Consider the following 22,163-nt stretch of genomic DNA (forward strand, 5'->3'; position numbering starts at 1 on the left):
AGGGAGAGCTCGGGGCAATGGTGGCCGATGCCGAGGCATTCGCCGGCGGTGGCGACGTCAGTCGTGATCTGGCCGCCGTCGCGTGGGAAGAGACGCCGCTGGGCCCGCCGGGCGGGTGGCCGCAGAGCCTCCGCACCGCGGTCAGCATTCTGCTGTCCTCGCGCTTCCCGATGTGGATGGCGTGGGGCCCGGGGCTGACGTTCTTCTGCAACGACGCGTACCGGCGGGACACGCTCGGCCGCAAATACCCGTGGGCGCTCGGCCGGCCGGCCAGCGAGGTGTGGGCGGAGATCTGGGACGACATCGGGCCGCGCATCGAGACCGTGCTGGCCACCGGCGAGGCGACCTGGGACGAGGCGCTGCTGCTGTTCCTGGAGCGCTCCGGTTACTCCGAGGAGAGCTACCACACGTTCTCGTACAGCCCGCTGCGCGACGACGAGGGCGTGCGGGTCGGCATGCTCTGCGTGGTGAGCGAGGAAACCGAACGGGTCATCGGCGAGCGGCGGATGGGCACCCTGCGCGATCTCGGCTCGGACCCGAGCGCCATCCGCACCGAGCACCAGATGCTCGCCTTCGCCGGCGCCCAGCTCGCCCGCAACCTCAAGGACCTGCCCTTCACGCTGACCTATCTGTTCGGCGGCGACGAGGCCCGGCTGGCCGGATCGACCGGGATCGAGGCGGGCCACCCGGCCGGCGAGGCCGCGGCATGGCCCGTCGACGCGCCGGCCCGGGGTGAAAGCGTCCTGGTGGAGCTGAGCGGAGCGCCTTTCGCCGAGCTGCCCAGCGGCGACTGGCCGGAGCCACCCACGCAGGCGCTGCTGGTGCCGCTGTTGCAGCAGGGCGGGGCGGCGTCCGGCTTCATGGTGGCCGGGCTCAACCGGTACCGCGTCCTCGACGACAGTTACCGCGGCTTCATCGAGCTGGCTGCCGGGCACGTGGCCGCCGGCGTCGCGAGCGCCCGCAACTACGAGGCCCAGCAGCGCCGGGCCGAGGAGCTGGCCGAGCTCGACCGGGCCAAGACCACGTTCTTCTCCAACATCAGCCACGAGTTCCGCACGCCGCTGACGCTCATCATGGGCCCGGTCGAGGAGCTGCGGAACCGGTGGGACGCGGACGACGAGGTGCGGGCCGAGCTCGACGTCATCCACCGCAACGGGCTGCGGCTGGGCAAGCTGGTCACCGCGCTGCTCGACTTCTCCCGCATCGAGGCCGGCCGGATGCAGGCCAGCTACGAGCCGGTCGACCTGGCCGCCGTCACCATCGAGCTGGCCAGCGTCTTCCGCTCGGCCGTCGACCGGGCCGGCCTGACCTTCGAGGTGGACTGCCCGCCGCTTACCGCGCCGGTCTACATCGACCGCGGCATGTGGGAGAAGGTGATCCTCAACCTGCTCAGCAACGCGCTGAAGTTCACGTTCGCCGGCGGCCTGCGGGTCGCGGTGCGCGCGGCCGACGGCCGGGCGGTCGTCACGATCGCCGACACCGGCATCGGCGTGCCGGAGGCGGAGATGCCGCGGCTGTTCGAGCGGTTCCACCGCATCGAAAATGCCCGGTCGCGCTCCAACGAGGGCAGCGGCATCGGCCTGGCCCTGGTCAAGGAGCTCGTCGAGCTGCACGGCGGCACCATCGACGCGGCCAGCACACCCGGCGCGGGCACCACGTTCACCATCCGGCTGCCGTTCGGGTCCGGGCACCTGCCGGCCGAGGCGCTGGTGTCCCCCGGCAACACCGCCACCGTCTCCGCCACCGCCGACCCGTACGTCCAGGAAGCGTTGCGCTGGCTGCCCGGCGACCAGCCGGAGCTCGCGGCGGCGACGCCCCGGGAGCACGAGTCGGCCCGGGTCCTGGTCGCCGACGACAACGCGGACATGCGCGACTACCTCACCCGGCTGCTGCGCTCGGCCGGGCACCGGGTGCGGGCGGTCGGCGACGGTCAGGCGGCCCTCGACGAGGCCCGCGCGCAGATCCCCGACCTGATCGTCAGCGACGTCATGATGCCCCGGATGGACGGCCTCGAGCTGGTGGCGGCCCTGCGCGCCGACCCGCGCACGGCCGGCACGCCGGTGCTGCTGCTGTCCGCCCGCGCCGGGCAGGAGGCCTCGATCGAGGGCCTCGAGGCCGGCGCCGACGACTACCTGGTCAAGCCGTTCTCCTCGGCCGAGCTGCTGGCCCGCGTCCGCGCCAACGTCGAGCTGGCCCGGCTGCGCAACCACCACGCCCGGTGGCGCACGGCGCTGATCGACTCGTTGCAGGAGGCGTTCTTCGTCTGCGACGACCAGGGCACGGTCATCGAGATCAACTCGACCTTCACCGACATTCTGGGGTACGGGACCGAAGACCTGCCGTACCCCGCGGTGCACCCGTGGTGGCCGGAACAGACCGCCGACCCCGAGGGATACCAGCAGGTGGCGGCGGCCTTCGCGCTGCTGACCGACCAGGCCCGCGGCACGTACACGATCCCGGTGATCCACCGCGACGGCCACCGGCTGTGGGTGGCGGCGGCGTTCAGCCGGGTCGAGGATCCGGAAACCGGCCGGCGGGTCGTCGTCGGCACGTTCCGCGACGTCACCGCCGAGCATTACGCCGTGCAGCGGGATAGCGCCCTCGCCGCGATGAGCGTGCGGCTGTCCGAGGCCGAGAGCCTGACCGGCGCGCTGCACAGCGTGTTGTCGGCGCTCAAGGAGCTGTGGCAGGCGACCGAGGTGTACGCGGCCGTCCTCGGCGGTTCCGGCACCCCGTCGCTGACCACGACCGACCCGCACGTGCGCTGGGCGGACCTCCCGCCGGCCCGCCGGGCGGAGCTCGTCGGGTTGCGGGACACCCCGCTGCTCACCGCGGTCGCGGACCAGCCCGGCGGGGCCGGCATCGCGCTGGAACATCCGGACGGCACCATGGCGCTCTGGGTCGAGCTGGCCGAGAACCGGCCGTTCACCGAGGAGGACCGGACGCTGCTGGCTCTGCTCGCCGGGCACCTCGGCCAGGGACTGCACCGCATCCACCAGATCGACCAGCAACGGGAGACCGCGCTGGCCCTGCAACACGCCATCCTCGGCCCGGCCGGACTACCGGCGGGGTTCGCCGCGCGGTACGCACCGGCCACCCGGCCGCTCAAGGTCGGCGGCGACTGGTACGACACGGTCGCGCTCGCCGACGGGCGGATCGGCATCGTGGTCGGCGACTGCGTCGGCCACGGTCTGCAGGCGGCGACCGTGATGGGTCAGCTCCGCAGCGCCTGCCGGGCCCTGCTGCTGCAGAACACCGACCCGGCACAGACCCTCGCCGCCCTGGACCGCTTCGCGGCGCAGCTGCCCGGCGCGGCGTGCGCCACCGTCTTCTGCGGCATCCTCGACCCGGCCGGCGGCGATCTCATCTATTCCAGCGCCGGGCATCCGCCGGCCGTGGTCATCCATCCCGACGGCACCAGCGACGAGCTCGACCAGGGCCGGTCCCGGCCGCTGGGCGTGCCGCTGGCCGGTGAGCGGCCCGAGGCGCACTACACCGTGCAGGCCCGCGCCACCCTGCTGCTCTACACCGACGGCCTGGTCGAGCGGCGCGGCCTGCCGCTGAACGTCGGCATCGACCGGGTCACCGACACGGTGCGGGAGGGCCGGGTGGCCGCGCTGGAGGACCTCGCCAGCGACGTCATGACGACGATGGCGCCGACGGCCGGCTACGACGACGACGTGGCGCTGCTGCTCTACCGGCACCCCGGGCCGCTGGAGCTCGAGTTCGCCGCCGAGCCCGCGCGCCTGTCGCCGGTCCGCTCGGCGCTGCGCGGCTGGCTCGCCCGCTGCGGCATCGACCCGGCCACCGCGCAGAACGTCCTGGTCGCGGCGGGCGAGGCGTGCGCCAACGCGATCGAGCACGGCAACCGGCACCTGTCCGGCGGCCGGATCCGCCTGCGGGCCGCCGCCACCGCGGACGACCTGCACCTGACCATCGCCGACAGCGGCCGCTGGAAGACACCGCAGCCCGCCGCCAACCCGCACCGAGGCCGCGGCCTCAAGCTGATGAAAGCCTTGATGACCGAGGTAACCGTCACGACCGGCGCGGCCGGCACCGTCGTCGCCCTGCAGGCAAGGATTCCCCGATGACCACCGCAGTGACCTTCACCACCGGGCCGGGCCCGGACGGCGGGGCCGTCCTCGCCGCCAGCGGTGAGATCGACATGAGCAACGCCGACGCCTTCGCCGCCGCGCTGACGGAGGCCCGCGAGGGCGCCGACGGCCCGTTGGTCGTCGACCTGACCCGGGTGGAATATCTGGACAGCGCCGGCCTGGCCGCCCTCTTCCCGCACATCGAGCACGTCAGTCTGCTGGCATCGCCGCTGCTCGCACCGTTGCTCAGAATCGCCGGCCTGGCCGATCTGACCACGATCCAGATCACATAACTGCCCATTGAGAAAATTTGCACGGCGAGCAACAATTTGGTTGTGTCGCACAAGCTCCGTTACGCCGGGATCGCCGCGGTGATCGCCCTGCTCGCCGTCGAATTGGCGCTGGGCTGGTCGTCCCTGGCCGGCGCCCTGCACCAACTGCGCACGCCCCATCTGGGCTGGCTCGCCCTCGCGATGCTCGCCGAGGTGGCCTCGATGAGCGCCTACGCCCGCATGCAGCGCCGGATCCTGCGCTCGGCCGGCGTCCGGGCCCCGTACGCCGACAACGTCCGCCTCGCCTACGCCGCGCACTCGCTCAACGAGACCCTGCCCGGCGGCCCGGCGTTCTCGGCCAAGCTGAACTACCAGCAGATGCGCCGCTTCGGCGCCAGCCCCGCCGTCGCATCCTGGAGCATCGCGCTCAGCGGCATCCTCTCCGGCGCGGCCCTCGCGGTGGTCACCGTGGGCAGCGCGCTCGCCGCGGGCGGCGCCACCCACTGGGGCGACCTGGCCGGCTTGCTGGTCGCCGCGGTGCTGCTCACGCTCGGCGTCCGCCGCGTCGCGCAGCGCCCGGCGATCGTCGAGACCCTCACCCGCGCGCCCCTGGCCTGGTTCAACCGGCTGCGCCACCGGCCCGCGCACCACGGCCACGACCGCATCCACGGCTTCCTCGAGCAGTTGCGCGCCGCCCGGCTCAGCCCCGGGCACGGCGTCGCCGCCGCCACGTACGCCGTGCTCAACTGGCTCCTCGACGCCGTCTGCCTGTGGCTGTGCTTCCGGGCGATCGGCGAGCCACCGGCCGGGGTGACCGCCGTGCTGCTCGCCTTCTGCGCGGCGATGGCCGCCGGCACCATCACGATCGTGCCGGGCGGCCTCGGCATCATCGACAGCGCGCTGGTCCTCGGCCTGATCGCCGGGGGCGCCGCAGCCCCCGCCGCCCTGGCGACAGTCGTCCTCTACCGCGTCATCACGCTGGGCTTCATCCTCGGCCTGGGCTGGCTCTCCTGGCTACGCATCCGCCGCCGCCCCCAAGCCCCAACCACCCAACCCACCGATCAAGACCAGGCCGATGACGTACGCGATGAGCACCGCCAGCTCGTGAGCGCCCAGCCCTAACCGAAAAGGACGGCGTAGCGGTCGAGGTAGAGCTGCCAGCCCTGGTCGTCGGCAATGCCGTCCCGCACCGATTCCCAGCCGGGGCCGTGCCGGTCGAAGTGGCGGTGCTCCAGCGCGACACGGGTGCGGTCCGGAGTCTCGGCGACGAAGGTCACCTCGACCTCGCTCGCGCGCTCGGGATCGGACTCGAGCTGCCAGGTGGGGCCGATGTCCCAGCTGAACACGACCCGATGCGGCGGATCGTAGGCCAGGATGCGCGCCCAGCGGCACTCGCTGCCGTCGGTGCCGCGGTCGTAGATGTGCCCGCCCACCCTGGGTTCGAAGACGGTCTCGGCAAGCGGGACCGTCAGAAGGTTGTGCTCGGGTGGCTTGAAGTCGCCGAACCGGTCGGTGAAGACCGAGAATGCCTTGTCGATCGGCGCGTTGACGACGATCTCCCGTCGCACCGCCGCCGCATCTGCCCGGGTCATGGTTTCTCCTCAACGCTGTCGTCGATGACGTCCCGATAGCCCTCCAGCGCTCGGCGCCAGAAGGTGTCCAACTGGTCCTTCAGGGCCGCCACGCCGGCCGGGTTCAGCCGGTAGACCCGGCGTGTTCCCTCGGCCCGATTGGTGACCAGCCCGGCGCTCTTCAGCACCTGCAGGTGCTGCGACACCGCCTGCGGACTGATCGGTAGCTCGGCGGCTAGCTCACCGACCGCGCGGGGGCGCTCGGCCAGGCACTGGACGATGGCGAGCCGGCTGGGATCACCGAGAGCTTCCCAGCCCTGATGTGCTTTGAAAGTCGCCACTTACGAAAGCTACGACTTACGATTGCGTCCGTCAACCTCGATCGTTACCGGCTCGTGTCGCGGGCGGTGGTTCAGGGGAGGCTGCGCGCGGGAATCACCACGTCCTTGTTGATCTAGGGGCCTGGGGGCAACAGATGACCGCGGTGGTCGGGAGCGACGATCTCGAGGAGCGCCGGGTGAAGGTCCGACAGCGGGAGCTGCTGCTGACGCTCGAGCAGTGGGCGCCGGCCTACCGGGAGGTGGCCGGAGACATGCTGCGCTACGTCTTCGGAATCGCCGCGGCCACCGAGGCCGAGCAGGAGTGGCTGCGCGAGCAGGTGGCGAAGAACGGCCTGCCGAAGACGGCCCGCACCGCCGAGGAGCTGCGCACCCTGGGCGGGCAGGCCAACGCGGCGGCGAGCGCGGCCTTCCTCGCCGGACAGTACGACCAGGCCCGTGACCTGATCGACGACGCCCGCGCGTACGGCTCCCTGCTCGACGGCGAATGGGCGAGATTGCACCAGTTCATCGATGCCCAGTCGGCCGGGAACGACCCCACCCCCTGAGCAACACCTCGATCCCGGTGGATATCTTGGAGTGAAGGAAAGAAACTTTCACATTCATGGGGGCACCGGTTGTCTGCTGCTCGGCGGTTCGCGCTTCTTTCGACGTCCGAGCCTCCGCGGGGGCAACGGGTGCTGTTCCGGCAGGCGATCGTGCTGGGTGGCAGCGTCGCCGGGCTGGTCGCCGCCCGGGTGCTCAGCGATCACGCCGAACAGGTGCTGATCATCGAGCGGGACGACCTGGCCGCGCTCGCCGCCGAGCCGCTCAGCGCGGCCGCGGCCCGGCCCGGGGTTCCGCAGGGCACCCAGGTGCACGCGCTTCTTCCGTCCGGGCTCAACCAGCTGGAGCGCTTCTTCCCCGGGTTCATCGCCGAGGCCCTCGCGGCCGGCGCGATCGATCCGCCGCCCGGCACCAACCGCTTCTACATGGACGGCGAGCTGCGCGAGGACGCGCCGAGCGGTCCGGCGGCGCAGGCCCTCATCTCGAGCCGCCCGTTCCTGGAAGCACTGATCCGCCGCCGGGTTCTGGGGCGCGCCAATATCCGTACCGTCAAGGGCCGGGCCGAAGGCCTGTTGTTCGACGGCGAGGCCGTCGCCGGGGTGCGCTGCGAGGGGGCCGACGAGCCGGCCGATTTCGTGGTCGACGCCACCGGGCGCTCCAGCCGGCTCGGCGACTGGCTCGAGGCACACGACTTCCCCAAGCCGCCGATGCAGCGGATGGGCATCAAGCTCAACTACGCCACCGCGCTGTTCCGGCGCCCGGCCGACGCCGCCGTCTGGACGTGTATCTCGATCGCCAACCCCGGCCCCGGCAAGGTCGCGCGGATCGCCGGCTTCACCCCGATCGAGGGCGACCGGTGGACGATGCTGGTCTCCGGCTACAACGAGGACCGCCCCAGCCGCGATCCGGCGGAATACCGCCGCCGCTGCGTCGAGGACTTCCCGCCCGAGTTCGGCGCGGTGGCCACGACCGCCGAGCAGGTCGGCGAGGTGATCACCTACCACCAGGCGGACAGCCGGCGCCGCGACTTCCATCGGCTGCGCCGGTTCCCGGCCCGGCTGGTCGCGGCGGGCGACGCGGTGGCCTCCTTCAATCCGGTGTACGGCCAGGGCATGACCTCGGCGATGCTGCACGCGTCGGCCCTGTCGGAGTATCTGCGCGGCAACCCCGATCTGAGCCGACCGGCCACGTCGTACTTCCGGGACGTCAAGGTCGTCGTCGACGCCGCCTGGCAGATCTCGACCATGGCCGACCTGGCGCTGCCGCACGTGGACGGCCCCTATCCGAAGGGTTACCGGGCCATTCAGTGGGCCAGCGGCCTGATCTTCCAGGCCTCGATGCGCGACCAGCAGGTCAATCAACGGGTGGGTCAGGTCACCACGATGCTCGCGCATCCGAGCGCGCTGGCCGAGCCGCGATTCCTGATGCGCGCGCTGGCGATCGGGGCGGGGTTATCCGGAGCGGCGGCGGGGTAGTCGCAAGGCACCACAGCCGCGCGGAGGAGCCGAGATGGCCTGGATAGATGAAATGCGGCAACGTGCGCGGGCCCGGCTCGAGGCGGCCGACGTCGAGCGGACACCACCGTTCGTCGCGGAGGGCGACCTGGACAACGCGACCCCGGTCGTCATGGTCGACGCCTCGCCGAAGATCGAGGACGGCCTGCCCTGGGCGGTCCGGGTGGCCGGCGCCTGGTCGTGGCGCATCATCCTGTTCATCGCCGCGATCTACCTGCTGTTGCGCGTCGTCGCCCTGCTGCGCATCGTGGTGATCCCGGTGGCGGTGGCCATCCTGCTGGCCGCGCTGTTCCAGCCGGTCACGGCGTGGATGCGCAGGCGCGGCATGAACAAGTCGGCCGCCTCGGCGCTGGTCGAGGTGGGCGCGCTGATCGTCGTGTTCGGCGGTCTCGGCCTGATCATCAACACCGTCGTCGGGCAGAGCGCCTCGCTCGGCACGCAGGTCAGTGACGGCATCCGAGAGGTGCAGAGCTGGCTCGCCAACGGCCCGCTGCACGTCTCCCAGGCTCAGCTGAACGACACGATCACCAAGCTGCAGGATTCGGTGACCTCGAACCGTTCGGCGCTGACCACCGGCGCGCTAAACACCGCGACCACCGTCACCGAGCTCGGCGCCGGCTTCTTCCTGACCCTGTTCACGCTGTTCTTCTTCCTGCGCGACGGCGGCGAGATCTGGCGCTTCCTGTGCCGCCTGCTCCCCCAGCCGGCCCGGGTGCCGACCGCGCGGGCCGGGCACTACTCGTGGCACACGCTGGTGTCCTACGTGCACGCCACCGTGCTGGTCGCGTTCGTCGACGCGATCGGCATCGGCGCCGGCCTGTTCATCCTGCGCGTGCCGCTGGCCCTGCCGCTCGCGGCGCTGGTCTTCCTGGGCGCGTTCATCCCGGTCGTCGGCGCCACCGTGACCGGCGCGGTCGCGGTGCTGGTCGCCCTGGTCACGGTGGGGCCGGTGAAGGCGCTCATCGTGCTCGGCGTGGTGATCGCCGTCCAGCAGCTCGAGGGTCACGTGCTCCAGCCGCTGATCATGGGCCGCGCGGTCGCCCTGCACCCGCTCGCGGTGATCCTGTCGATCGCCTCCGGCGTGGTGCTGGCCGGGATCGTCGGCGGCCTGGTCGCCGTCCCGATCCTCGCGGTGCTGAACACGGCGATCCGCTACCTCGTCCAGCATCCGGAGGGCTCGCCGACCAGCGACCGGGAACCGCCCGGCACCCGCCCGGCCGACGAGGACGAGGAGGACGCCGAAGAGGCGGCTGAGCGTGAGCGCGAAGCCGGGGCCACCCCGCCGCCGGAGACTTCGCTCGCCTGAGCCCTTCAGCCGGCGGCCGGCCGGCCGATAAGAGCCGACATGGCCGATGATCGCATCATGGGTCCCGCAGGCCGGGACGCCGTGTTCGCCGCCACCGTCGCTGCTCACCCGGGCGCGTTCGTCGCGGCAATCGGGCCCACCGGCCTGTTCGCGCCGCTGCCGGACGAGCTCGCCGCCACCGGGATGCGGCCGATCGCCGCGACACAGTCGATGCTCGGCCTGGTCGTCACGGACGATCAGGTCGTCGTCATCGAGGCGTGGCACCGGGCGCGCACCGAAGGCGTGGCCAACTGCCTGGTGCACCCGGTCGCCGCGCCGGACCAGCAGGTCCGGATGCACCTCATCGACCTCACCCACCGGCTGGGCGTCTACGTCGGTGTGATCAGCGGCCTGGAGGATCACCCGACCGGCCTGAGCGCGGCGAACGACCAGGTCAAGCCCCGCCTGGTGACGGTGCGCAAGGACCAGACCGCGGTCCTGGCCGACGCCGGGCCGGAAATGGAGCTGCTGCTCGGCTGGACCCGCGAGGAGCTCATCGGCAAGCGCAGCCTGGAACTCGTCCACCCGGACGATCACGAACGGGCCATCGCCAGCTGGCTGGACCTGATGGGCACCGCGCCCGGCTCGGCCCGGCGGGTGCGGCTGCGGCACCTGCACCGCGACGGGCACGCGGTCTGGTTCGAGATCACCAACCACAACCACATGGCCGACCCCGAGAACCCCGGCGTGATCGCCGAGATGCTCGACATCTCCGACGAGATGGCGGCCCAGGAGGCGGTCCGCGCGGCCGAGCAGCTGATGCGGCGGCTCACCGAGACGCTTCCGCTCGGCATCATGCAGATCGATACCGACCGCCGGATCACCTATCTCAACGACCGGGCCGCCCGCAGTCTGCACGCCCAGGTCGGCGACGTGCTCAGCGACGCGCACCTGGACGGGATCGTGCCGGCCGACCGGATCGCCGCCGAGGACGCCATCGCCACCGTGCTGGGCTCCGCCCGCGACGCCGATCTGGAGTACGGCCATCGCGAGCCGGGCCTGGGCGTGCGCCGCATCCGCGCGAACCTGCGCGCGCTGACCGGCGACGCCGGCACCGTGACCGGCGCGATCATCTGCCTGGCCGACGTCACCGAGGACGTCCGCCTGCGTGAGGAACTGCGGCACCGGGCCACCTTCGACCCGCTGACCGGCTGCTACAACCGCGCCGCGACGATGGCCGCGCTCGAGGACGCAGCCGAAGGCTCGGACGGCCATGCCGGAACCGCCGTGATCTTCCTCGACCTGAACGGCTTCAAGCAGGTCAATGACCGGTTCGGGCACGCCGCCGGCGACCAGTTGCTGACCCACGTGGCGGGCCGGCTGCGCCTGGCCGCGCCGCCGTCCGGCGTGGTGGGCCGGATCGGCGGCGATGAGTTCGTGGTCATCTGCCGCGATGTGTCCGGCCCCGGCGAGGCCCGGCAGGTCGGCGACGATCTGCTCGCCGCGCTGAGCGGCAGCGCCATCGACGCCGCCGGGCAGATGCTGATGCCGCAGGCGAGCGTGGGCGTCGCCTGGTCACCGTGCGGCGCGACCGGCCCCGACGAGCTGCTGGCCCGGGCCGACGCCGCGATGTACGAAGCGAAGAAGACCCGGACCGGCCCGCATGCCCTGAACCTGGCCGCTTAGGCGATCAGCTCCAGGGTGTCGATCACCCGGTTGGAGAAGCCCCACTCGTTGTCGTACCAGGCGACGACCTTGACGTGCTTGCCGTCGACCCGGGTCAGCGCCGAGTCGAAGATCGACGACGCCGGGTTGCCGACGATGTCCGACGACACCAGCGCGTCCTCGGAATACTCCAGGACGCCGGCGAGCGGGCCCTCGGCGGCCACCCGGTAGGCGGTCAGGATCTCGTCGCGGGTCACCTCGCGGCTGACCGTGGTGTTGAGCTCGACGATCGAGCCGACCGGCACCGGCACCCGGATCGAGTCGCCGGCCAGCTTTCCGTCGAGACGGGGCAGCACCTTGCCGATCGCCTTGGCGGCACCGGTGGTGGTCGGCACGATGTTGACGGCGGCGGCACGGGCCCGGCGGGCGTCGCGGTGCGGGCCGTCCTGCAGGTTCTGCTCCTGGGTGTAGGCGTGCACCGTGGTCATGAAGCCGTGCTCGATGCCGGCCAACTCGTCCAGAACCGCGGCGAGCGGCGCCAGCGCGTTGGTCGTACAGGAGGCATTGGAAATGATTTTGTGGGTTGCCGGGTCGTAGGCATCGTTGTTGACGCCGAACGCCAGCGTGACGTCCGCGCCCTCGGCCGGCGCGCCGACCAGGACCTTCTTCGCGCCCGCGGTCAGGTGGGCGCCGGCGGCCTGTGCGGAAGTGAATCGACCGGTCACCTCCAGGACGACGTCGATGTCCAGTGCGGCCCAGGGCAGGGCGGCCGGGTCGCGCTCGGCGAGCACCTTGATGCGGCGGCCGTCGACCACCAGTTCGTCACCCTCGACGGTGACCGGGCGGCCGAGCCGGCCCGAGGTCGAGTCGAAGGCGAGCAGGCGCGCCAGGGCGGCGGGCTCGGTGAGGTCGTTGACCGCGACGACCTCGATCTTGGTGTCGCGCTCCAGCAGAGCGCGCAGCACGTTGCGGCCGATGCGGCCGAATCCGTTGATGGCGATGCGTGTCATGCACAAAGCGTCGCCAAGTTTCGGCAAGGTAAACAGCGACGCACACGCCATGGTTCGCAAGGATCTCGCCAAACCCTAAAGACCCCTGGCGAAGGTACGGCGATATTCGCTCGGCGTCGTGCCGAGCAGACGCCGGAAGTGCAGCCGCAGGTTGGCGCCGGTGCCCAGGCCGACGTCGGCGGCGATCCGCTCGACCCCCAACTCGGAGAGTTCGAGCAGCTCACGGGCCATGTCGATGCGGGCGCGCAGCACCCACTCCATCGGCGTGTAGCCGGTGTCGGCGGCGAACCGGCGGGAGAACGTGCGCGGCGACACCCGGGCGTGCCGGGCCAGGCCGTCGAGCGTGAGCGGCTTGCCCAGCCGGTGCAGGGCCCACGCCCGGGTGGCGGCGAACCGTTCACCCAGCGGCTCGGGCACGCTGTGCGGAACGTACTGAGCCTGGCCCCCACTGCGGTACGGCGCCGCGACCAGCCGCCGGGCCGCGTGGTTGGCGCCGGCCATGCCCAGGTCGCCGCGCAGGATGTGCAGGCACAGGTCGATGCCGGAGGCCGCGCCGGCCGAGGTGAGCACGCTGCCCTCGTCGACGAACAGCACGTTCTCGTCAACCTTGATCGCCGGATGCTTGACCGCGAGCGCCCTGGTGTAGTGCCAGTGCGTGGTGGCTCGCTTCCCGTCCAGCAGGCCGGTGGCGGCCAGCGCGAACGCGCCGGTGGAGATGGCGGCCAGCCGGGCGCCGCGGTCGTGGGCTTCGCGGAGCGCGGCGGACACCGCTGCCGGCGGGTCCTCCCGGTCGGGGAACCGGTATCCGGGGATGAAGACGATGTCGGCCCATCGCAGGGCGTCCAGGCCGTCGGCCACGTGGTACGACAGGCCGTCCCCACCGGTGACCAGGCCGGGCGCCGGGCCGCACACCCGGACCTCGTAGGGCATGCTCGTCCGGGTCGTGAAGACCTGCGCGGGGATGCCTACGTCCAGGGGTTTCGCCCCCTCCAGCACCAGGACGGCGACGCGGTTCAGGCGCACGGTTGTCCAGCGTAGTCAATCAACGCTTTCCCACCCCGACCTGCCTACGTCGGACCGGATATTTCCTGGACGCGGTCTTTTGCGCGTGATCGGCGGGGAATTGCTTTCTGGTCATTCTTGGGTTCGGTGACCGATTTGTTGGGGCGATGCCGGGCTGTCGATCGGTCGCAGTCGCTGGCCTTTCGGCTAGAGCCGGTCCGCCGTCGCGCCGATAACCGCGAACTGGCGAGATCGGTAACCTCCCCGTCTGCGGTTATCGATATGAGCTCACCTAACAGACATAACGCGGGTTTCGCGAAGCAGCACCGAGGAACGGAACTCGAAAGGCGCCCCCCATGCCCATCCTCGTACGCGACAGCATCGCCACCTGGTCATCGCGGAAACGCGCGACCGTCGGGGCGGCAGTGATCCTCGCCGTCGTCGCGCTCAACATGCTCTACACGCAGCGGGTCGGCCAGCGGCACGATTTCTTCGATCTGCACGTGTATGCGGGCGCTACCCGTCAGTGGTGGCACGGCGGCGATCTCTACGACTACGGCCGGCCGGATGACGGGCGGAACTGGGGCTTCACCTATCCGCCGTTCGCCGCCATCATCATGGCGCCGATGGCGGTGCTGCCGTGGGGCGCGATCACCGTGATTCAAGCGCTCGCCTCCGCGCTCGCGACAACGCTGATTCTGGCTCTGCTTCTACGGCGTACCGCCAAGCGGTTGGGTTGGTGGTTGCCGGTCGTCGTGGCCGGAGCGGACGTGCTCTTGCTGCCGTTCGAGCCGTGGGATTCCACGTTGAGCTACGGGCAGGTCAACATCCTGCTGCTCGCCCTCGTCGCCATCGACCTCCTGGTCGGCCTGCCCCGCCAGCACGTCCTGACCGGCATCGGCATCGGCGTGGCGACCGCGGTCAAGCTCACGCCCGCCATCTTCATCGCCTACCTGCTGATCATCCGGCAATGGCGGGCCGCGCTGACCGCCTCGGCCACCGCTGCCCTCGTCACGCTGGTCTCCGCGGCGGTCGCCCCGCATTCGTCGGTCGAGTTCTGGACCAGCAAGGTCTTCGACATCCAGCGGATCGGCGAGCCGTCGTGGACCGACAATCAGAGCCTCAACGGCACCATGCACCGGGTCGACTCGCACGACGCCACGATCCTCTGGGCGGTGGCCGCCATCGTGGTGCTGGCGGTCTGGCTGTGGCGGATCGGCCGGAAGCCCGAAGGCGTCGACCCGATCGCCGGGTTCGCGCTGACCGCGGTCGTGGCCTGCCTGGTCAGCCCGATGACCTGGGTCTATCACCTGGTGTGGCTGATCCCGGCGCTGGTCGTACTGGTAAATCGGGTGGCCGCCCGAGACCTCTCGGCACGTCAGCGCCGCGTTGCGCTGGCCGGCTTGCTGGTCGCCTACGGTCTGCTGTGCAGCCATCTGGTCTGGCGCACCTATCCGGGAGCTCTCGGTTTCCTGACCGCCAATATGGACGTGCTGGTGAGCTTGGGGCTGCTGGTCGGTCTGCCGGTGCGGCGGCAGGAACAAGCACCCGTGACGGCGCCGGTGACGGTGGCCGCCTCACCTGATGGACCGTGGTCCACGATCTACGGATCGCGACAGTCGATGACGTGACGGGCGCCGGGCCACGGAGCTCGGTTGCGGGCATGCCGATACTGGAGCGGTGAGCGACCTCGGCCGGATTTGGCATTACGGACTTCCCGTCCTGATCCTGCTGGCCGGAGCCGGGGCGCTCAGCGCGGCGATCCGCACGGAGTCCGGCCGGCTCCCGAGTCCGCGCACCTCTTGGCCGGTGCTCCCGTCTCTGCTCATATTCTCCGGTGACGCGGCCCTGGGCGCCGGGCGGCCACCGTGGGAACGGGCGGAGAAGGGTGCGCTGGTCCTCTTCGCAGGTGTCAGCCTCGCCATCGTCATCTGGCGCCGTCGACGCTATCGGGTCTTGGCGGCGCAACCGGAACAATCGGCGAGATAACGCCCGTCGGCTCGGCGGCAAAAGACCCGACGGAAGCCGGCGTAGAGCCATGGCGAGCGGTGTCCGGCTGGCAGAATCGACACGTGCACGACTCGTCCGAGCGTGGGACCGACGCCTACCTGACCTCCAGCGGCACCCAGTTGGCCGTTGCGTTCAAGGTCGACCTCGGTGAGCTCGTCAGCGGCCGCCATGTGGTGGCGCGCGGGCTGGAGTTCGGCGAAACCGGCGCCCTGCTGCACTACGACTTCGTCCCCGGGATCAGCCAAGGGCCGATCCTGGAACACTTCGGCGTGCAGGCCTGGTCGATACACACCGAGGACGACGCGGGAACCGCCTACAGCGACCCCGGCGGCGGCGCCTTCGCCGGTGCCGGCGGGCCCGCGCCGACCCACGGCGAGCGGGACCTCGGCGGGCACACCCCGCCACACGCCACCCGACTGCAACTGCACTTCACCCCGGCACCGGAACACCAGCCAGCACCAGGATGGGTACGGATCCTGGACGTCGACCTGACCTCCGGCCGCACCACCATCACCTCCGGCTGACCCCGATAGAGCATCATCCCTCTGGGCGGCGACGACACGATCTGGCCGGTCGTGGAGGTGCTGGAACGCGCTGCCTTCGACGGCCGGCCGTTCGACGTCGGCGTCATCAACATCCATTCGGCCAATCCGGCCGGCGCCGCGAAGATGGCCCAGGCTCTCCGGCATTGGGGCTACCGGGTCACCGTCGCATCCGGTTCGACCGAGGTCGGCTACCTCGGCTGACCGCTTCCGGGGCAGCGGGCTCCGGCCGGGGTGCCTAGCATGGCCGGCATGACGGGATCGATCGATTACGCCGTGGCGGGGCCGCTGACGACGGTCGGGACGGTTCCCGCGTCGGCGCTGAACGGCCTGCCTACCGAGCCGGTCGCGATCTGCGACCTCGTTCGCAGTCTTGTCATTCAGCCCACGGACGCCAAGGCGCTCGGGGTTCGCGAGGAACGGTTCGCCGAGAATCAGCTGCGACCGGCGGACGACATCGTCGCTGCTCTGCTCGCTGTCGACCCGGCCCCGCTGACGGTCGCACGCGAGCCGGGCCAACGTGTGATCGGCACCTGCCGGCATTTCGCGGTGCTCAGCTGTGCGCTGCTGCGTTACCGCGGGGTGGCGGCGCGGGTCCGGTGCGGCTTCGCCACCTACTTCCAAGCGGGGCAGGGCCTGGACCACTGGATCACCGAGTACCGCGACGGTGGCCGCTGGGTGCGGATCGACTCCGAGACTCTGGGTGGATCGGTCGTGGCGAGGCCGGAGGATCTGGCCGACGGCGAGTTCCTCAGCGGCGGCGAGGCTTGGCTGGCCTTCCGCGACGGCCGGATCGATGCCGCCCGCTTCGGCGTGTACGGCACCGAGAACTGGGGCCCCGGGGAGATCCGGGGAAACGCCGTCAAAGACCTCGCGGCGCTGAACAAGGTCGAGATGCTGCCGTGGGATGAGTGGGGCCGGATGGACGCCTCCTTCAACGGCAAGACCGGCGCCGACTACGACCGGCTCATCGACAGGATCGCTGCCGTCTGCGCCGCCGACGACCCGGACGCGGTTGCCCGGCTGTACGCCGGCGAGGATCTCCAGGTGCCTGGTCAGGGGCTCGGGCACCTGACTGGTGGGGCTGACCTCCGGCACGTTGATGACCAGGTCGAAAGCGTCGACGATCGGGGCCTGCTGATAGCGGTCGACGACCCGGATGCGGTCGGGGGCTCCGCTGACACCCGCGGCTCGGGCCGGGCGCAGATCCACTACGGACAGCTTTCCGGCCAGCGGTAACTCGATGCTCCCCTCTTCCGGCGAAGGCAGGTCGGCGCCGAAGGTGGCCACACCGCCCGGGGCGGCCGGATCGGCGCGATGCGTGACCGTCCGGCCGCCGGCGCAGGTCACGCCGACCGACACGTACGCCGGTCCCAGTCTGGTCGCCAGATGATGCCCGGCCGCGGAGAGCGGGAACGCCGGCGTGTGCACCGGAGTGCGCTGGATGTGGCTGTTGTGCGCCGCCACGATGATCTTCGCGTCGGGACCGAGGCGGTCGAGCAACCAGAAGACCGTCTCGGCCATCCCCCGGTCGCGGGCGGCGACCTTCGGATGCACCGTGAGGCCGCCGCCCGCATAGCCGCGCATCGCCTGGTCGAGCAGCACCGCGAGGCGCAACTCGTGCCGGGCGACGGCATAGCTTTCCGCGTCCGCGGCGGCCAGATACTCCGGTTCCAGCGCATCGAATCGGGCCGCCAGTTCGGCCCAGGTCGCGGTGAGGCGATCGCGCTCGGCCACCTCCATGCCGGCGTACGCCGTGTAGGCCGGCAACGAATGCTCACCCGCATAGTTCCCGGCCAGCGCCGCCAGCCGATCCAGCACCGGCTCGGCATCCGGGTCCACCTGCCGCAGGTAGCGCCGCAGGCCCTCGATCGCCGGCAACGGCGACGCGGTCGATCCCGGCACGTCCAGCCCGAAGAACCGCACGGGCGGCGTGGCCGCACGCATCCACGTCAGGTGATCACGCATTTCCACACAACGCCCCATGGTGTACGTGATGCCGTCATCGGCAACCTTCCGCAGATCGCCGGCGGCCCGCTCTCCTCGCACCCACGCGCCGACGGCAAGACCTTCACTGAAACCGGTCTCCATCGCGTACGCCGTGAACCCGAGCCGCTGAGTCAGAAACCGATGCAGGCGATGCCGCAGCTGGTAGAACTCCCGCACCAGATGGGCGTTCTCGCCGATGGCAATCACCCGAGCCGCCTCGAGCCGCCCGGCGAGCGGCTCGAGGTCATCGAGCGGAGCGGCCGGATCCACCGTCTCCAGCGGAATCGCGTGTTCGGCCACGTATCGGGAGAAATCCATCGGGGAAGCATACTGAGGAGAGCCCTACGCCGCGCTTCCCGATCCGCACATCACTCCAGGGTCTTGGGATCCGTGAACTCGACGACGGCGCTGGCTGCTTCGGTCAGCATGGTGCCCGGATCGTGCACTGCGAGGAGGACGATCCGACGCCGGCTCTCGGCGAGCAGAGCCGTCTCCACCAGGGCACGGGATTCCTTGTCGAGATTCGATGTCGCCTCGTCGGCGATCAGGATGGGCGAGGGACGCGCAAGCGCCCGTGCGAGAACGATTCGGCGCGCTTCCCCACCGGACACGGCGTTCTCGGTCGCACCGATCCGCCGGGAAGCGAGACTGGTCAGCCCGACGCCCGAGAGCGCCCGCATGCCCCTGCCGGCCTCCTCCGGATCATCTCGGATCGGGTATGTCACGCAATCGATCGCCGATCCGCGCAGCAGCGAGTTGTCCTGATCGGCGTACGAGAAAAGCGCGAAGCGTTCGGTGGCGTCGTAGAGCTCGAGCGACTGCCCATTGACTTCGAAGGCTCCCTTCGCCGGTGGGGCGCCGAGTCCGAGCAGCGAACGCAGGAGGGTCGATTTGCCGGAGCCACTCGGTCCGGTCACCAGAATCAGCCCGGCACGATGGATCGAGAAGTCGGGAATATTGATCCGGCCGCCGTCGGCCAGATCCAGAACGACATGGCGTGCGGAAAGACGCGTCTCTTCGCCGTCACCTGGCGGCTGCGAGTCACGCCCAGCGGGCGTAGAAGGCCATGTCTGCTGACCCTCGACAAAAGCACGAAGTCGGTCGGCGGAGACCAGACCACGCTGCACGGCCTGATACGACTTCGACAGGTTGATGGCGGGTGAATAGAACCGGCTCAGGTAGAGCATCACCGTAGCGACGCTGCCGACCGCGATCGCCCCGGAGCCCGCGAGCCACGCGGCCACCCCGATCAGCAGTACCGACACGACGATCCGGATCAGGCTCAACTGCGCCATCATGCCAGCGAGGTTGGCGGTCGCGGAACGGCTCTGGTCCAACGCACGACGACGTAGGCCGTTCAGTGTGTTGACCTCGCGATCCCGGCCACCGAAGACCAGGATGGTGAGCCACGCCGAGCCGATGTGGTCGACATGGTCATTGATCTCCGACTCCGCCGCCCGGGTGTTCCGCGCCAGCAGATTCTGACGCATTCCCGCCCGCTTGGCGATCAGGTACATCGGCGGGATCGGGAGTATCAAAATGATCGCGAGCCGCCAGTCGACCGCCAGGACGATGAGAATGATCAACGCACTGTCGAACAGGTCCGACAGCACCGTCGTCATCGGCACGGAATAGAGCGACGGAAGCTGCGCGCTGTCGACGCTCACCAGATAGGACAGCTGTGATCTCTCACTGTTCCGCACGCGCGGATCTGCATCGAGCGCCGCCGAGCCGACTGCCAGCTTGATGTCGCCCACCAGGCGGTTCGTGTACTGCGTCACGGAGAATCCGTAGCCGATCCGGAGCAGGTCACCCACCAGGGAGACGCCCGCGAACAGGGCAAGCGGGACGCCCGCGGACCGCGCGATGCCGGTCCACCCGCCGGTGTTGAGGCCGCGCACCACGGCGTCGATCACTTCGCCGAATATCAGCGGCGGGAGCACTGAGATCACCGACGACATCACGCCGAACGCGAGGAGGAGTTTGATGGACCTCGTGGAGTGTCCCGCCGCCCGTGGCGTCGCGAAGAAGGTCTCCAGGAACGGAACGTGCCTCGATTCCGCTTCCGGCCCGGTCGCCGCCGATCCTGCCGTCATCGCGGGCTACGCATTCTGGAGATCGTCGGCACCCATGCTGCGAAGGTAGTCGCCCACCCTCTTGGTGCCTTCGAGGTGCAGCCACGCCGGACAAACACCCTTGTTGAAGTTACGGACCTGCTTGATCTGATCGCCGGCGGCGGAAATCTGCAGCATCTGCCTCTTGACGTCGCCGATCTCAAGTCGCTCGGTGACGCCCATAAAGATCACGCAGCCTTGGAGGGTGCCCTGCGCAGTGATGTAGATCTCTTCGCCGAGATGACACTTCCGCAAGTCTTCCTCGCCCATGGACTTTCCGAGGAAATCAAGGTTGTTGGCGCGCTCGACCTCTTTGACGCTGTCACCGTCGAGCCGGTATTGCAACGGTGCCCGGTCGCCGTTCCGCATCGGGATGATGGAGACGTTGATCGCCCAGGTACAGCCCAGTTCCTTCGCCATCTCGATGAATGGGCCCGTGTCGTCCTTCGAGACGGTCATTGCGTGGTACTTGAGGTGAACCGGTGTGCCGAGGCCTTGAAACCGGCCGATATTGTCCCGGACGACCGAGAGGTCGACGTTGCGCTGAGTCACCGTCTTCAGCACCTGCGCCGTCGTGCCGTAGATCGTGATCTCGACCTCGTGCGGCGGCATCTGTTCGAGAATCGGCCAGTTCCGCGGCGGAATTGCCAGCCCGTTCGTGAAGATCCGCACGATGAACCCACGTTTCCGCGCCTCTTCGTAGATGGCCGGGAACTGCGGATGAAGCATCGGCTCGCCGCCGGTCAGAACAATCTCGCCAATCCCCAGATCATCCGCGATCTCGATGAGCTTCAGCGCCATGTCCGCGGCCATCGTGTCACCGGGGTTGTGCTCCTGATAACAGTGCACACAACGCAAATTGCAGAGAGTGGTCAACTCGATCGTCATACGTTCGAGCATGCCGGGCATGTTGGCTCCCCTAGCTAACTAAGAATTCGGTCGAGGACTTGAGCCGATGGCCGAGGAGGAAGCAGCAGGTAGCCGGCTCGCGAGATAAGTTCCGAGATGAGCGCGGTCCCCACGTCGAAGCACTCCTCGGCGCAGTACAGGCCGCCAACGAACTGGGCAGACGCCATAGTCGGGCCGAAGCGCTGGAATTCGCCGCTGCCGTCGTCGATCAGCGCGAATGTCACTCGCGGCGTCCGCACCGGCGCCTGCGGGCAACCCTCTTCCCAGAAAGCCGCGCAGGCGAAGACCCCGTCGTTCTCGAACTGGACGATGAGAGAGTCGTCGCTGATGAGCGTGCCGCCATGACGATCGGCAAGTGACTGAGCCGCCGTGGACTTACCGGCGTCGTGATAGCCACTCAGGATGATCAAGTGATCGCCGACCAGCACGGCTGCCGCGTGCAGGCTCAGGCAGCCCTGGGTGAGCAGAGCCCACGGAGTGAACCCGTCCGCGAGCAAACGGGCCGGAACACCGTCGTATTCGACTCCGGTAACGCGCACGGTCGCCTCGTCGGCACCCCACGTGTGGGTGACCGTGAAATCCTTTTGACGTGCGAAGTCGAACTCCTCCGCAACGGTTGTCACGGAGCGACCGCGACGCACCGTGTCGTACCGCTTGAACTGGATCTTCTCCCACGGCGCCCGGAAGACCACCGGAATATTGCATGCGATGTGGAAAATGCCAGGAGTCGGCGAACCCGGCCCGACTTCCACTTCACGGTCTTTCAGCAAAAGCCGCCGATCGAGGCTATTCATCGACCACCAGGCCCAGCTCGACAAGTTCTTGAAGAAACTCTTCGACGTCCTGTCGCGCGGTCTCCTCGTCAACCTCGAACGCCGCGACCACTGCCTTTGTGACGCCACTCAGGTCACCGGGAAGGCTTCGCCAAATGACAGCTGACACGGGATTCAGTTCCATCAGGTCAGCCGACTCCGACCACTTTCCCCCGATGGGAACCAGGTATTCGACACCATCCATCTTGCGAATTTTGAAGTCTGCCGTCGCCGTATACATCATGTGCTCCAAGGTGAGGGCCCGAGGCGCGCTCGACACCAATGATGCAAAGCGCGCCTCGGAGACTTCGATCAGGCGAAGTGGGTGCAGTTCATCGCCGTCGTGTTGCTCCGGCGCGTGACCTGACCGCACTTGATGCAGGGCTTGGAGTACGTAGCGCGCATACTTCATCCTCCTTGGACAGTGGCATTTAATCACGCCTTCAGACGCGTCGCCGACTATACACACGCCACTCTGGACCGGTGCCCC

16 protein-coding genes and 3 pseudogenes are annotated in these 22,163 nt (G+C 69.6%); 10 read left to right on the forward strand and 9 right to left on the reverse strand.

Going from position 1 to position 22,163, the window contains the following annotated elements; genetic code table 11:
* The first annotated feature begins 17 nt into the window (after positions 1 to 17).
* The 3 genes from AB0E90_RS01440 to AB0E90_RS01450 are packed head-to-tail and all read left to right on the forward strand — an operon-like array spanning position 18 to position 5,488.
* Positions 18 to 4,091 carry a SpoIIE family protein phosphatase gene (locus tag AB0E90_RS01440; protein WP_360397762.1) on the forward strand — a complete coding sequence of 1,358 codons (4,074 nt, stop codon included), beginning with the start codon at positions 18 to 20 and terminating at the stop codon, positions 4,089 to 4,091.
* Positions 4,088 to 4,387 carry an STAS domain-containing protein gene (locus AB0E90_RS01445; RefSeq protein ID WP_360397764.1) on the forward strand — a complete coding sequence of 100 codons (300 nt, stop codon included), beginning with the start codon at positions 4,088 to 4,090 and terminating at the stop codon, positions 4,385 to 4,387. The genes AB0E90_RS01440 and AB0E90_RS01445 overlap by 4 nt, the downstream gene beginning before the upstream one ends.
* Before the next feature lie 42 nt (positions 4,388 to 4,429).
* On the forward strand, positions 4,430 to 5,488 hold the full coding sequence (locus AB0E90_RS01450; protein ID WP_360397766.1) for a YbhN family protein: 1,059 nt from the start codon (positions 4,430 to 4,432) through the stop codon (positions 5,486 to 5,488).
* Here AB0E90_RS01450 and AB0E90_RS01455 read toward each other — a convergent pair.
* Together AB0E90_RS01455 and AB0E90_RS01460 are read right to left on the reverse strand one after the other, a co-directional pair.
* Positions 5,485 to 5,958, reverse strand: a complete 474-nt coding sequence (locus tag AB0E90_RS01455) for an SRPBCC family protein (protein ID WP_360397768.1) — start codon at positions 5,956 to 5,958, stop codon at positions 5,485 to 5,487. The two genes, AB0E90_RS01450 and AB0E90_RS01455, sit on opposite strands and share 4 nt — an antisense overlap.
* Positions 5,955 to 6,278, reverse strand: a complete 324-nt coding sequence (locus tag AB0E90_RS01460; RefSeq protein WP_360397770.1) for a metalloregulator ArsR/SmtB family transcription factor — start codon at positions 6,276 to 6,278, stop codon at positions 5,955 to 5,957. The genes AB0E90_RS01455 and AB0E90_RS01460 overlap by 4 nt, the downstream gene beginning before the upstream one ends.
* A 134-nt stretch (positions 6,279 to 6,412) precedes the next feature.
* Here AB0E90_RS01460 and AB0E90_RS01465 point away from each other — a divergent pair, with 134 nt between their 5' ends.
* From AB0E90_RS01465 to AB0E90_RS01480, 4 genes are all read left to right on the forward strand, one after another.
* Positions 6,413 to 6,823 (forward strand): hypothetical protein, encoded by a 411-nt coding sequence (locus tag AB0E90_RS01465; protein ID WP_360397772.1) that lies wholly within the window; start codon positions 6,413 to 6,415, stop codon positions 6,821 to 6,823.
* 129 nt (positions 6,824 to 6,952) lie between these two features.
* Positions 6,953 to 8,296 (forward strand): FAD-dependent monooxygenase, encoded by a 1,344-nt coding sequence (locus tag AB0E90_RS01470; protein ID WP_360397774.1) that lies wholly within the window; start codon positions 6,953 to 6,955, stop codon positions 8,294 to 8,296.
* A gap of 34 nt (positions 8,297 to 8,330) precedes the next feature.
* Positions 8,331 to 9,641: an AI-2E family transporter gene (locus AB0E90_RS01475; protein WP_360397776.1), complete on the forward strand. Its 1,311-nt coding sequence runs from the start codon at positions 8,331 to 8,333 to the stop codon at positions 9,639 to 9,641.
* Positions 9,642 to 9,680: 39 nt separating this feature from the next.
* Positions 9,681 to 11,306 (forward strand): sensor domain-containing diguanylate cyclase, encoded by a 1,626-nt coding sequence (locus AB0E90_RS01480; protein ID WP_360397778.1) that lies wholly within the window; start codon positions 9,681 to 9,683, stop codon positions 11,304 to 11,306.
* Here the strand turns inward: AB0E90_RS01480 and gap are convergent.
* Together gap and AB0E90_RS01490 are read right to left on the reverse strand one after the other, a co-directional pair.
* Entirely contained in the window at positions 11,303 to 12,295 is a 993-nt protein-coding gene (gap, locus tag AB0E90_RS01485; protein WP_360397780.1) for a type I glyceraldehyde-3-phosphate dehydrogenase, read from the reverse strand. The genes AB0E90_RS01480 and gap overlap by 4 nt on opposite strands.
* 75 nt (positions 12,296 to 12,370) lie before the next feature.
* Positions 12,371 to 13,318: a helix-turn-helix domain-containing protein gene (locus tag AB0E90_RS01490; protein WP_360397782.1), complete on the reverse strand. Its 948-nt coding sequence runs from the start codon at positions 13,316 to 13,318 to the stop codon at positions 12,371 to 12,373.
* Positions 13,319 to 13,653: 335 nt separating this feature from the next.
* On the opposite strand from AB0E90_RS01490, the gene AB0E90_RS01495 reads away from it, so the two are divergent.
* From AB0E90_RS01495 to AB0E90_RS01505, 3 genes and pseudogenes are all read left to right on the forward strand, one after another.
* Positions 13,654 to 14,928, forward strand: coding sequence for a glycosyltransferase 87 family protein (locus AB0E90_RS01495; RefSeq protein WP_360397784.1), 1,275 nt, complete (start codon positions 13,654 to 13,656; stop codon positions 14,926 to 14,928).
* 924 nt (positions 14,929 to 15,852) lie between these two features.
* A pseudogene (locus tag AB0E90_RS01500) lies at positions 15,853 to 16,053 on the forward strand (hypothetical protein); the annotation flags it as partial.
* A gap of 48 nt (positions 16,054 to 16,101) precedes the next feature.
* Positions 16,102 to 16,479: pseudogene (locus tag AB0E90_RS01505) on the forward strand (transglutaminase domain-containing protein); the annotation flags it as partial.
* A 468-nt stretch (positions 16,480 to 16,947) separates the two neighbouring features.
* On the opposite strand, the pseudogene AB0E90_RS01510 reads toward AB0E90_RS01505, so the two are convergent.
* The 5 genes and pseudogenes from AB0E90_RS01510 to AB0E90_RS01530 all read right to left on the reverse strand — a co-directional run.
* Positions 16,948 to 18,156, reverse strand: a pseudogene (locus AB0E90_RS01510) (erythromycin esterase family protein); the annotation flags it as partial.
* 50 nt (positions 18,157 to 18,206) lie between these two features.
* Positions 18,207 to 19,934, reverse strand: a complete 1,728-nt coding sequence (locus AB0E90_RS01515) for an ABC transporter ATP-binding protein (RefSeq protein ID WP_360397786.1) — start codon at positions 19,932 to 19,934, stop codon at positions 18,207 to 18,209.
* 6 nt (positions 19,935 to 19,940) lie between these two features.
* Positions 19,941 to 20,861, reverse strand: coding sequence for a radical SAM protein (locus tag AB0E90_RS01520; RefSeq protein WP_360397788.1), 921 nt, complete (start codon positions 20,859 to 20,861; stop codon positions 19,941 to 19,943).
* Between the two features lie 14 nt (positions 20,862 to 20,875).
* On the reverse strand, positions 20,876 to 21,655 hold the full coding sequence (locus AB0E90_RS01525) for a hypothetical protein (RefSeq protein WP_360397790.1): 780 nt from the start codon (positions 21,653 to 21,655) through the stop codon (positions 20,876 to 20,878).
* Complete coding sequence (locus AB0E90_RS01530; protein ID WP_360397792.1) at positions 21,648 to 22,085, reverse strand: PqqD family protein; 438 nt, start codon at positions 22,083 to 22,085, stop codon at positions 21,648 to 21,650. The genes AB0E90_RS01525 and AB0E90_RS01530 overlap by 8 nt, the downstream gene beginning before the upstream one ends.
* Positions 22,086 to 22,163: the final 78 nt, after the last annotated feature.

Source organism: Actinoplanes sp. NPDC026619 (genome assembly GCF_040638295.1).
In the GTDB taxonomy this organism is placed as follows: domain Bacteria; phylum Actinomycetota; class Actinomycetes; order Mycobacteriales; family Micromonosporaceae; genus Actinoplanes.